Origin of the sequence: Halanaerobium saccharolyticum subsp. saccharolyticum DSM 6643, from assembly GCF_000350165.1 — a bacterium.
Taxonomy (GTDB): domain Bacteria; phylum Bacillota; class Halanaerobiia; order Halanaerobiales; family Halanaerobiaceae; genus Halanaerobium; species Halanaerobium saccharolyticum.
The window spans coordinates 649,330-661,263 of sequence record NZ_CAUI01000005.1 but is presented as its reverse complement, the minus strand read 5'-3'; the positions used below and the strand labels follow the sequence as shown (position 1 = coordinate 661,263).

The 11,934-nt window shown below is 30.8% G+C and carries 11 protein-coding genes; 2 read left to right on the top strand and 9 right to left on the bottom strand.

Annotation, left to right across the window (positions count from 1 at the left end):
* Positions 1 to 44 precede the first annotated feature (44 nt).
* The 3 genes from HSACCH_RS03495 to thrC form a co-directional block, all read right to left on the bottom strand.
* Complete coding sequence (locus HSACCH_RS03495) at positions 45 to 548, bottom strand: GNAT family N-acetyltransferase (protein ID WP_005487877.1); 504 nt, start codon at positions 546 to 548, stop codon at positions 45 to 47.
* 48 nt (positions 549 to 596) lie between these two features.
* Positions 597 to 1,985, bottom strand: coding sequence for an MATE family efflux transporter (locus HSACCH_RS03490; protein WP_005487876.1), 1,389 nt, complete (start codon positions 1,983 to 1,985; stop codon positions 597 to 599).
* Between the two features lie 72 nt (positions 1,986 to 2,057).
* Positions 2,058 to 3,554, bottom strand: coding sequence for a threonine synthase (gene thrC, locus HSACCH_RS03485; protein WP_005487875.1), 1,497 nt, complete (start codon positions 3,552 to 3,554; stop codon positions 2,058 to 2,060).
* A gap of 146 nt (positions 3,555 to 3,700) precedes the next feature.
* Between thrC and HSACCH_RS03480 the strand changes: the two genes are divergently transcribed.
* Together HSACCH_RS03480 and HSACCH_RS03475 are read left to right on the top strand one after the other, a co-directional pair.
* Positions 3,701 to 4,393 carry a hypothetical protein gene (locus HSACCH_RS03480; protein ID WP_005487874.1) on the top strand — a complete coding sequence of 231 codons (693 nt, stop codon included), beginning with the start codon at positions 3,701 to 3,703 and terminating at the stop codon, positions 4,391 to 4,393.
* A gap of 5 nt (positions 4,394 to 4,398) precedes the next feature.
* The gene (locus tag HSACCH_RS03475) at positions 4,399 to 4,785 is read left to right on the top strand and encodes a GerW family sporulation protein (RefSeq protein ID WP_005487872.1); all 387 of its coding nucleotides are present in this window, start codon (positions 4,399 to 4,401) and stop codon (positions 4,783 to 4,785) included.
* A 66-nt stretch (positions 4,786 to 4,851) separates the two neighbouring features.
* Here the strand turns inward: HSACCH_RS03475 and HSACCH_RS03470 are convergent, their stop codons facing one another.
* The 6 genes from HSACCH_RS03470 to ribE all read right to left on the bottom strand — a co-directional run bounded on the left by HSACCH_RS03470 (position 4,852) and on the right by ribE (position 11,903).
* Entirely contained in the window at positions 4,852 to 5,808 is a 957-nt protein-coding gene (locus HSACCH_RS03470; RefSeq protein WP_005487871.1) for an aldo/keto reductase, read from the bottom strand.
* Between the two features lie 84 nt (positions 5,809 to 5,892).
* A complete protein-coding gene (locus tag HSACCH_RS03465; protein ID WP_005487870.1) occupies positions 5,893 to 7,419 on the bottom strand; it encodes a phosphohexomutase domain-containing protein in 1,527 nt (508 codons plus the stop codon).
* A gap of 69 nt (positions 7,420 to 7,488) precedes the next feature.
* Entirely contained in the window at positions 7,489 to 9,216 is a 1,728-nt protein-coding gene (locus HSACCH_RS03460) for a putative bifunctional diguanylate cyclase/phosphodiesterase (protein ID WP_005487869.1), read from the bottom strand.
* 134 nt (positions 9,217 to 9,350) lie between these two features.
* Positions 9,351 to 9,815 carry a 6,7-dimethyl-8-ribityllumazine synthase gene (gene ribH / locus HSACCH_RS03455; protein WP_005487867.1) on the bottom strand — a complete coding sequence of 155 codons (465 nt, stop codon included), beginning with the start codon at positions 9,813 to 9,815 and terminating at the stop codon, positions 9,351 to 9,353.
* A gap of 137 nt (positions 9,816 to 9,952) precedes the next feature.
* Complete coding sequence (locus HSACCH_RS03450) at positions 9,953 to 11,149, bottom strand: bifunctional 3,4-dihydroxy-2-butanone-4-phosphate synthase/GTP cyclohydrolase II (RefSeq protein WP_005487866.1); 1,197 nt, start codon at positions 11,147 to 11,149, stop codon at positions 9,953 to 9,955.
* 91 nt (positions 11,150 to 11,240) lie between these two features.
* Positions 11,241 to 11,903, bottom strand: coding sequence for a riboflavin synthase (gene ribE / locus HSACCH_RS03445; protein ID WP_235043985.1), 663 nt, complete (start codon positions 11,901 to 11,903; stop codon positions 11,241 to 11,243).
* Positions 11,904 to 11,934 lie beyond the last annotated feature (31 nt).

The following is an 11,934-nucleotide window of genomic DNA, read 5'->3' as shown; positions in this document are numbered from 1 at the left end:
TTTCTAAGACGATAAAATAACTATATTTTATTTTTCTTTAAAAATTATAATATTTTTTCATAAGCTAATCTTTTACCACCAGATTCTGTATAAATAATACCACAATAATTAAATTTTTCTTTTTTTATTGCCCGCTTCATCGCTTCATTATCTGGATGTGTATCAATTCGAATACTTGTAATCCCTCTCTTTTTTGCAAACTCAAAAGTTTGTGAAAATATTTCTGAGGCAATACCTCGCCCCTTATATTCTTTTATAACTGCTGCTCGATGAATAACTCCATAATTGCCTGAACTCAACCATTTGCCACCTTCTATATAATCGTAAGTAGGATCATCACCAAAAATTATTGCTGCGACTGCAATAATTTTATCTCCATCTGTAATAATATAGGAATTATTATTTTTTATATCTTCTTTTAGTGTTTCAGAGTTTGGATAATTATTCTGCCACTGATCAATGCCTTTACTCTTTAAATAATTTTGAGCAGCTTTTATAATCTCCATTATCTGAGGAATATCTTTTATTTCAGTCTGCTTAAAATCCACTATTTTCACCTCGTTATATAATTCTATCTAAAACCATTTTAACCTGCATTAATTACTATATTTTCTTCTTTCAGAAATTAGAATATCAGCTTCGGCTATCCAGTCATTACTTAAATATTTTCTTCCTACCCAGATTGCTCGACCAAAAAAATCAGCTGGAAGAGCTATTAAAATACCAAGTAATCCAAGCTCAAAATATACAGCAAGTAAATAAGCCAAAGCAAGTTTTAATAAAGTTTGGGAGATCACATTTGCAAAAAAAGCTGAATTAGTATTTCCAGCCCCATTTAAATGACCGGCTAAAACTCCATAAATAGTAATAACTGGCCCTCCAAGGCTTAAGGCTTTTAAAAATCGAACAGCAATTTTTAAGGTTTCTGGATTATCACCAAATAATCTAACTAAATCAGGTGATCCAAAATAGATTAAAAGTGAAAAACTTCCAATAGATACAATTGTCAAAATTAACATCGCCTCAACTGTTTTTTTGCTTTCTTCTATTTTAGCTGCCCCAATTTTTTGTCCGCTCAAAATAGCAGTTACCGTATAATATGAGCGGTGCATTGGCGCTATCAACTGTTGGAAAACTCTACGAGCGATGTGGTAGGCGGCTGCAGCTTCTGTTCCAAAAAGAAGTACAATAGAATTAAAAGGAAAAGTAATAAAACTTTGATAAAGCCCTTGAGCAATTTTAGGTGAACTTACTTTAAATAATTGTTTAATTAAAATAAAATTAAAATTTTTGATAGGGTTTTTTAAATTAAATTCACTTTTAGGACTTAAAAAAATTAAAATATATATAATCGCTGACATTGTTTTAGCAGTAAAGGTTCCGATACCTACCCCAGGCACACCAATTTGAGGAAAAATCCCAATTCCCAGAGATAATCCAACTGACAAAATAATGTTAATCAAGTTTGAAAAAATCTCGACAACCATTGGCGTTCTGGTATCTCCACTTCCCTGCAGGGCCCTAGCAGCAACAATTGCAATGATTCTAAAAGGAGCGGCTGCAAAAATTATTAAAAGATACTGAGCTCCAAGCTCTATAACTCTAGGCGCAGCCCCCAGTATCGAAATCATTTTTTCTGCAAAAAAGAAAGCGATAAAAACAAAAGGAATTCCGATAATAAATGAAATTAAAATTACCTGAGACAATATTGTATCTTTATTGGCCTCTGCAGCAGCCGTATTTGTTCCGCTTTCTTGAGAAATTAAGGAAATACTCCCGGTTCCCAAACCAAGTGCAATTCTTAAAATGATACTTTCCCAGACATCTCCCAGTCCAACAGCGGTAACTGCAGCCGGACCAAAATACCCCATTAATATCATATCTGTTGTTCTCATTGCTGTAGTAAATATGTGATTTAGCATTACCGGCCAGGCAAGAGTTAAAGCTTCTTTCCAAAGTGGTAGATAAGACATGAACAGTACCATTTTTAGTCTCCTATTATCATATTCTTAAGTTATAGATTAGATCAAAAAAAGCAAAATATTTCCCCTGTTTCATTAGTTAAGTTCAAGAATCTCAGTTATCTTTTCTTTGAGAGAATCTTTATTTGAACTATGATCATGTCGGCTCTGCTTATTTTCTAAATCTTTGATTCCTCTATGAATTTCAACAGCAGTTAATTCTTCTAACTCCTCGATAATCCTATATTCATCTTTAGATAATTTTTCTTCTTTTAAGGATTCTAAAACAGCCCGACTAAATTTATATGGATTTGCAGTTGAAGTAATTACAGCTGTTTTTAAATCATGATTTTGTTTTCGATATTTTTTTGTAGAATTCACAGCTACAGCTGTATGTGGATCAAGCAAATAATTAAATTTATCATAAGTTGATTTTATTTGAGTTTTTGCCTCAGCTTCAGTACAATAATGACCGCTGAAAAGATTTTGCATTTTTTCTTTTGTCTGCTGATCAATTTCAAATTTATTATTTTGCTTAAGCTCTTGATACCAGTTACATATTTTTTGGCTGTCATGATCAGTCATTTCAAATAAAAATCGTTCCAAATTTGAAGAAATCAAAATATCCATTGAAGGACTGATTGTTTTTATAAAATCTCTTTCAATATCGTAAACTCCAGTTTCAAAAAAGTCGGTTAACACTTTATTATCATTTGAAGCACAGATAAATTTGTTAACAGGTAAACCCATTTTATAAGCATAATACCCAGCCAGGATATTACCAAAGTTACCTGTTGGAACAGTTATATTAATCTTTTCTCCTGCCTTAATTCCATTTTGCTTAATTGTATCAAAATATGCTTTAAAATAATATACAATCTGCGGCAGTAGTCGCCCCCAATTGATAGAATTTGCTGAGGAAAATTGATAATTATTATTTTCCATTTTTGCTTTAAAATCTTTATCTGCAAAAATCTCTTTCACAGCTGTTTGGCAATCATCAAAATTTCCTTTTAAAGAAACCACTGCTGTATTATTACCAGTTGTTGTTTTCATCTGATCTTCCTGAACTCTGCTGACACCATCTTCGGGATAAAAAACAATAATTTTAACTCCCTCTAAATCTTTAAAACCTTCTAGAGCAGCTTTGCCTGTATCACCAGAAGTAGCAACTAAAATTACAATTTCATTTTTAATTTCTAATTTTTCAACTGATTTCAACAGCAGCTGTGGTAAAATCTGTAGTGCCATATCTTTAAAAGCTGCAGTTGGACCATGCCATAATTCTAAAATATAAGTATTATCGTTCAATTTAACTAAAGGAGTTTTTTCTTCAACAGGAAAATTATCGCTATTATAAGCTTCAGCAACTGATTCCTTTATTTCTGCTTCAGTAAAATCACTTAAAAACTCTTTAAAAATCCAAACTGCAAGCTCTTGATAATCCTTATTTTTCATTGCCATTATTTTTTCTGTAGTAAATTCAGTAATTTGCTTAGGTACAAATAATCCACCTTCTGGAACCATCCCTAAACTAATTGCTGCAGCTGAATTAACTTTTTTATAATTATTTCTTGTACTAATATACTCCATACTCTCTACCTCCACTAAAATTTTACTTCTAAACTGGTAACTATAGTTTATTATATCGAAAGTAACTGTTGATGTCTATTAATTATTTAACTATACAAACATTCTTTTTTTAGATATAATATAAATGGGGAAAGGGGGAAATTAAATTGCTGCAGTTTTTGTTTTTATTTATAATTTTCTTAATTTTCTTAATTGTTTTGTTGATAACTTTTCCCTATCACTATGCTTTAAGCTTCAAATTTAAAGAAAATTTGATTTATAGCTTTTCCGTTTCGGTAATTTTTTTAAAAGTTATTTTTAAAGGTGATACTAACAAAAAATATATAGACTTAGAAATCTTTAACTTAAAAAAAGAATTTAATTTAGATGATAATAATAAAATAGCTGGATTTATTGAAAATAAATCAAAAAAAATAATTAAAGAAAAAATAATAAATAAAACTACTGTAGATAAAAAAGAAAAAAGAGAAAAGGCTGGATTTAAATTTTATTTTAAACTCATTAATAAAGAATTTTTAAATCATATTTTTAAATTTATTGTAGAAATTATAAAAAATCTAAAAATGGATTATTTAAAATTAAACTTTGTTTTTTCCTTTGCTGACCCTTATTTCAATGGTCTTTTTCTAGCCTATTATTACACCTTTAAAGAGTTATTTGATTATCCAGATATTAAAGCCAGAATCAACTGGCAGGAGGTGATTTTTGAAGCTGAAGCTTATGCAGGTGGCAAAATAATACCAATTAAAATTATCTGGCAGGTTTTTAAATTCATTCTATCACTTAAAAGTTTGAAATTTTTTTGGAGCCTCTATCAATTAAAATATAAGAAAGGATGATTCTAATGCAAAGCACTGAAAAAGTTCTGGAGTCTATGTATGATAAGCTTGATAATTTTTTAAAAACTGAAACAGTGATTGGGGAAATAATTGAGGTGGGAGATGTAAAATTAATTCCTATTATTACAGCATCTTTTGGCCTCGGCGGTGGAATTGGAGAAGAAGATAATTCTGGAGGAGGCGGTGGAGGAGTCGGCTGCAAAATTTCCTCTGATGCTATTTTAGTAATTAGGGGCAGCGATGTAGAAATGATGCCCGTTAAAAATAAAAGCTCTCTGGATAAATTGATAGAAAAAGTACCTGAATTAATCGATAAAATAGAAGCTAATAAAGAAAAAAAAGATAAAGCAGCTGAAAAGAAGGAAAACTCTGAAACAGATAAATCAGAATAATTTACGGAGCAAACCAATTAAAAACCCCGAGTAAATTAACTCGGGGGTTTATTTTTAATATCTAGTTTAAACCTTTAAATTTTTAATAACTTCATCTGATTTTTTAGTTAAAGCAATCATTTCTTCTCCACTTAATTTAAAATCTGCTGCTGCTGCATTTTCGCGCGCCTGTTTTTCGCTTTTTGCACCAACTAAAGCAGTTGTAACACCAGAACGATTAATTGCCCAATTGATTGCTACTTGAGCAGGACTTTGATTATGCTTATCAGCAATTTCTTTTATTAGTTTAATTAAGCTTTGTGTCTGATCCCAATTTTCTTTTCTAAAGAATGGATAAAACCCAGCTCTATTGTCTTTTTCATCATCAAATTGAGGTCTTTCTTCATATTTTCCGCTCAAAATACCGCCACCAAGAGTTCCATAACTTAAAATTCCTAAATTGTTATCTAAAATATAAGGAATTGTTTTATTTTCAATATCTCTTTTGAGTAATGAATATTGAGGCTGTAATGAAATTATATCAGTCATCTCTGAAATTTCCTTCAGTAATTCTTCCCCAAAATTACACACTGCAAGATATTTGAATTTACCTTCTTGTTTCAACTTTAATAATTCTTCTACACTTTCTTTTAAAGGAGTATCTGGATCTGGCCAATGAATTTGATAAATATCTATCTGTTCTACATTTAATCGTCTTAAAGAGTTTTCCATTTCTTTTCTAATTCTTTGAGGACTTAAATCCATAACATATTTTTCGCCTTCTCGGTGAGTACCACATTTAGAAGCAATAATAACTTGATCTCTTATTCCTTCAATTGCCCTGCCGACCACTTCTTCTGCATGACCATCACCATAGGCAGGAGCAGTGTCAATTAGATTTATACCAGAATCAACTGCAGCTCTAATTGCTTTAATTGACTGCTGGTCTTCAACCTTACCGAATGTATCATTACCATAAGCCCAAGTTCCTAAACCAACTGCAGAAACCTTAAGGTTCGAATTTCCTAGATAATTATACTTCATTTTGAAACCCCCATAAAATAAATTTTTATTATATTCTAGAAGTTTTCCATTAACAATTATATGAAATTTGAACTATAATATCAATTAATCTATAATATCAATTTGCAGTTTATCATAGTTATTTAAAAATCCTCTAATATTTTTCAAAATATTTTTTAAGCTTTGCTGTTGATCACATTCTATATTTAAAACTAATACTGGATCATGCAAAGACATTCTGAGTAAAAACCAATCATTACCACCACAATTTACTCGTACTCCCTGGTAATTTTTTGGTGCAATTTGCCAGCCTTCTTTTTGCGCAACAAACCCTTTTAAATCATCTAATATACTTTGGCCATAATCTTTGAAATCATCTAAGTCAATATTCATTCTATATTCCTCTTTAATTTCAGCTTCTTCTAAATCTGAAATTAGCTCACCAATTTTTTTCTCTGATTCTGCATTTAAATTTGCCATTTTAATTAATATTTTTGCAACTAAATAGGCCCCATCATCAAGAAAATAATTTTCTTTAAAGGCTGCATGACCAGAAGTTTCTATTGCAAGTGGAGCCTTAGTTCCTTCTGCTTCCAGTCTTTTTGCTTCATTGATTACATTTTTATAGCCTCTTTTAAAACGATGGTGTACTCCTTTTAATTTGTTTTCAATAAAATCTTTTAAACCAACAGAAGTAACTGAATCAGTAACAATAGTTGCTCCTGGATTATTTTCTAAAACAATTGTAGATGCCAGAGCAATCAATTTGTTTCTATTAATTTCCTGACCACTGCTGTCTACTACTGCAGCCCGATCAACATCTGTATCAAATATGATTCCTAAATCAGCATTATTATTTAAAACAGCTTTTTGAGTTGAATGCATGGCTTCCTTATTTTCCGGATTTGGTGCATGATTTGGGAAGTTACCATCTGGTTCTAAAAATTGACTACCTTCAGTGTCTGCTCCCAGATCTTTTAGTATTTTATCTGCAAAAAAACCACCTGATCCGTTTCCTGCATCAACTATAATTTTGAATCCAGCCAGAGGTTTTTGCTGATTAACCTCAGGATTTAAATTCTGGCGAATGATACTTTTAATGTGTTCAGCATAATCAGAAATTAAATTAATACTTTTAAGATCATCAATTTTTGAGTCACTTTTATTTAAAAATTCACTTTCATTAGCAGCAGCAATATCAAGAATTTCTATTACATTTTCCTTTTCCAATCCACCTTTTTTAGTAAAAAACTTAAATCCATTTTTATCAGAAGGTAAATGACTTGCTGTAATCATAATTGCTCCATCATACTGATGTCCTGCTAAAACTGTTGACATAAACATGGCAGGAGTTGAAGCTAGATCTGCACTTAAACACTCTGCACCTGCAATTTCCATACCTTTGGCAAGAGCTTTTTTTAATTTATCAGCACTTAATCTAGAATCATGCCCAACTGCTATCTTAAGTTCTTTGGCCTCTTTATCTAATTCAACTGCAAGCCACTTTACAAAAGAAAAACCAATACCAGCAGCAGCATCTTCTGTTAAATTAGCCTTTTTTTTCTGATCTGAAATTGCCTTACCTCTAACATCTGTACCACTTAATAATTTTTTCCATTTGATCCCTGACATAAAATCACTCCACTTCTTTTTTTCATTTTTAACTTTATATCTTATTTATCAACATGCTGAAAATCCACACTAAAAAGATTCAATGATTTGAGCTTCAGTTAAAGGTTTATTAAAAAGAAAGCCCTGTAAATAATCACAATTATGATCCTCCAGATAATGAAGTTGATCTATTGTTTCTACTCCTTCTGCAACAACTTCTATCCCCCATTGATGGGACATTTCTATTAAAGGCACCACCATCATTTTTTCTTTATTTGAATTATTAGCTATTAAATCAATAAAAGATTTATCAATTTTTAAAATATCAAGTGGTATATGCTGTAAATGACTCAAGGAAGCATAACCTGTGCCAAAATCATCTAAGGCAATATTAATCCCCAAATCTTTAAGCTTATATAAGACATCTATTACATGCTCCTGATCTGAAATGAAATGGGATTCTGTTATTTCAAATTCAAGTCTGAAACCATTCAAACCTTCTGAATCTATTATATCCTTTACTTGTTCTAAAAATCCTGGCTCTGTCAGCTGAACTACTGAAATATTGATAGATAAAACTAATTTTTTATCAAAATATTTTTCTAAATCATTAAATCTCTTAATAGCTTTTCTGATTACCCACTCACCTATTTCTTTGATCAATCCAGTTTTTTCGGCTTCAGGAATAAACTTTGCCGGGCTAACAGTTCCCAGTTCTGATGAATGCCATCTTAAAAGCACTTCAAAACCTCTTAAATGTTTGCCATCAGTTTTATACTGAGGCTGAAACATAAGAAAAAACTCTTGATTTTTGAGAGCTTTTTTTAAAGCATCTTCCATTTGCACATTCATTACTACTTCTTTTTCCATGTGCTTGGAAAAGAACTCTATTTCTTTTTCTATACTATTTTTTGCCTTATACATAGCAATATCAGCACTTCTAATTATTTCCTTACTGTTTTTACCATCTTGCGGAAAACTTGAAATACCAAAATTACTATTTAAAACTACTTCTTGATTATCATATCTATATGGTTTTTCAAGTTCTCTTTTTATACTTCTAATATATCTATTTAACTCTTTTTCAGTTAATTCTCTGTGAACTATAACTGCAAATTCATCTCCACCCAGGCGTCCAATTAAATCAGATCCGGTAACTATATTTTTTAATCGATTGGCACTTTCTTTTAAAATATAATCTCCGATTTCAAAGCCCCAGGATTCATTTATTCTTTTGAAATTTTTAAAATCAATAATGATTAATTTATAACTTGCTGAATTATTTTTGGCTATTACTGATAGCTGGTCAAGTTCTTTGATCAACATTTCTCTATTAGCAATCTCAGTTAAACTATCATAATATGCTAAATGTTTAAGTTTTTCTTTTTCTTTTTCTAACTCCTCAACCTTTAGATTTATTTCTTGCTGGTAATTATAAATCAAAAAGATAACAATTAAAAATGTTGAATAAGCAATAATACCAGGCATATATACAAATGTGTTTTCCATAATCATAATTGCAATCATTGAAGATTGTGAAAAAACATTTAAAATTAAAGCAGATACGATACCAATTTTATTAAATTTTAAACTTAAATACAAAAGTATTAAAATCTGTATTTGAGATATTAATCCTCGTATTGTATCAAATGACAAGTTAAAGCTCTTAATATTTATCGAATTACTCAAAATTAAAAGAACTGCAGTTAGTAAATAAAAACTGTTTAGTAAAATAAAAAACTTATTGTCTTTAAAATCTTTGATATTTATATTTTTAATTTCATTTTTTAAAAATGAAAAATGTTTTTTCCTCTGCATTATCTAACCTACCTTCATTTTATCTCTATTTGTATATTAGTATACATAATTTCCAACTTTAATTCAATAAAGATAAATCAGAAAATCCTCTTTAGATCAATCAAAATTTCTTCACTAAAGAGGATAGTTTAAATTTATTCAATTTCTTTAAAAAGATTTACCATTTCAATCATGGAAACTGCTGCATCATAACCTTTATTACCAGATTTAGTACCTGCTCTTGAAATTGCCTGCTCAATCGTGTCGGTTGTTAGAACTCCAAATATAACTGGTTTTTCAGTATCAAGTCCCACACCAGCAACTCCTTTTGAAACTTCTGCAGATACATAATCAAAATGAGGAGTTTCACCTCTAATGACTGCACCTAAAGCAATAACTCCATCATATTCTTCTTTAACAGCTAATTTCTTGGCTGTTAAGGGTATTTCAAAAGCTCCAGGAACCCAGACTACATCAATATCCTGCTCATCCATCCCATGTCTTTTTAAAGCGTCTACTGCCCCTTCAAGTAGTTTCCCTGATATAAATTCATTAAAACGACCTACTATAATTGCAGTTTTCATTCCCGCTGCATTTAATTTTCCTTCAATAGTTCTCATTATTATCATTCTCCTTTTAAATTATTTTAATATTTTGTTTGTTAATATTTTAGCTGCTTAAATTTTTAATTATTTATTTTTATCAGATCAAAACAAGTTTAAAAAAATTGATTTTTATCTTCTAAATCAACTCTGCTTTAATGATCAAAATCCAGGAGGTGACCCATTTTATCTTTCTTAACTTTTAAATAAAATTCATTTTCCTGATTAGGGTCTATTTCTAAAGGAATTCTTTCAGTTACTTTTAAACCATAGCCTTCCAGACCGACAATTTTAGTGGGATTATTTGTCAGTAGACGAATTGTTGATAAGCCAAGTTCAGTCAATATCTGAGCTCCTATACCATAATCTCTTAAATCTGGATCAAAACCTAGAGCCACGTTCGCCTCTACAGTATCCATTCCTTGATCTTGAAGCTTATATGCTTTGATTTTATTTGCTAAGCCAATCCCTCTTCCTTCCTGACGCATATATAAAACTACTCCACTACCTTCATCTTCAATAAGTTGTAAAGCAGCTGCCAGCTGTTCACCACAATCACATCTTTTGGAAGCAAAAATATCTCCTGTAATACATTGAGAATGAACTCTAACTAAAACATCTTCTTGATCCTTTATATCTCCTTTAATAATAGCTATATGCTCTTTATCATCAATATTTGTTGTAAATACTTTAATTTTAAAATCACCATAATCAGTTGGCAGTTCTGCCTCTGCCTCTAGACTTATAAGTTTATCTTTTTGCTTTCTGTAGTTAATTAAATCCTCAATTGAGATTAACTTTAAATCATATTTTTGAGCGAATTTTTTTAAATAAGGCAGCCTCCCCATTTCTCCATCTTCCTTGATTATTTCACAAATTACTCCTGCTGGTTTTAGACCTGCCAATCTAGCTAAATCAACAGCTGCCTCAGTATGACCTGCTCTTCTCAAAACTCCCCCTTTTTTTGCAACTAAAGGAAAGATGTGACCAGGTCTCATAAAATCTTCCGCCTTTGAATCAGAATCAACAAGTTTTTGAATAGTTAATGCTCTTTCCTGCGCCGAAATTCCAGTCGTAACATCTTTATGATCAACTGAGACAGTAAAAGCTGTTCCATGAGATTCTGTATTTTTTTCTACCATCATTTCTAAATCAAGTCTTTTACTTACCTCTTTTTCTACGGGGGTGCAGACAAGACCTCTAGCCTCTGTGATCATAAAATTAATGGCCTCTCTATCTACCTTTTCAGCTGCCATTAATAAATCACCCTCATTTTCCCGATCTTCATCGTCAACAACTACTATCATTTTTCCAGCTTTTATATCTTCTATTGCAGCTTCAATTTTATCCATTTCAACTCTCCTTTCAGATTATTTATATATTTATGAAATTATTTTATAATTTTTACATAATAATATTTTAAAAAATTCAATTTTTTCTAGATTAGATAAATCCATTTTCAGCTAAAAAACTTTCGGATATTTTGCTTTTTTTCTGATCCTGTTCACTTGAATTATTTAGCATCTTATAAACATATTTCCCCAGCATATCTGTCTCGATATTAACTATATCTCCAGCACTTAAAAGTGATAAATTGGTTTCTGACCAGCTCTCTGGAATCAAGGATATTGTTAAAATCCCATTTTTGATCCCCATTACTGTCAGGCTGACTCCATTGAGAGCAACTGAACCCTTATGAACTATAAATTTTTCTGTTTGCTGGTCCACTTCCATTTTTATTATTTGAGCATTGTTTTCTCTCTTAATTGATCTTACTACTGCTGTTGAATCTACATGTCCTGTAACAAAATGACCGCCGATAAAATCATTAGCTTTTAATGACTGTTCTAAATTTAAAATTGAATCCCGCTGTAGATCACCTAAATTAGTTGCTTTAAGTGTTTCAGGCATTACATCAGCTCTAAAATAATCGCTGCCATAATCAACAGCTGTCAGACAGACTCCATTGACAGCTATGCTGTCTCCTTTTTTTATATTTTCTAAAACTTTTTTTGCCTTTATTTCAAGTTGATATTTATTATTACCCTTAAATTTGCGGATAAATTTCCCTTTTTCTTGAATGATGCCGCTAAACAATTGGCCCACCTCCTTGTAGATTCTATTCCATTTTTAAATT

Excerpts from the sequence above, each read along its gene's own strand:
- HSACCH_RS03490 (WP_005487876.1), bottom strand. The coding sequence starts at position 1,985 with ATGGTACTGTTCATGTCTTATCTACCACTTTGGAAAGAAGCTTTAACT.
- thrC (WP_005487875.1), bottom strand. The coding sequence starts at position 3,554 with ATGGAGTATATTAGTACAAGAAATAATTATAAAAAAGTTAATTCAGCT.
- HSACCH_RS03475 (WP_005487872.1), top strand. The coding sequence starts at position 4,399 with ATGCAAAGCACTGAAAAAGTTCTGGAGTCTATGTATGATAAGCTTGAT.
- HSACCH_RS03470 (WP_005487871.1), bottom strand. The coding sequence starts at position 5,808 with ATGAAGTATAATTATCTAGGAAATTCGAACCTTAAGGTTTCTGCAGTT.
- HSACCH_RS03465 (WP_005487870.1), bottom strand. The coding sequence starts at position 7,419 with ATGTCAGGGATCAAATGGAAAAAATTATTAAGTGGTACAGATGTTAGA.
- HSACCH_RS03460 (WP_005487869.1), bottom strand. The coding sequence starts at position 9,216 with ATGCAGAGGAAAAAACATTTTTCATTTTTAAAAAATGAAATTAAAAAT.
- ribH (WP_005487867.1), bottom strand. The coding sequence starts at position 9,815 with ATGAGAACTATTGAAGGAAAATTAAATGCAGCGGGAATGAAAACTGCA.
- HSACCH_RS03450 (WP_005487866.1), bottom strand. The coding sequence starts at position 11,149 with ATGGATAAAATTGAAGCTGCAATAGAAGATATAAAAGCTGGAAAAATG.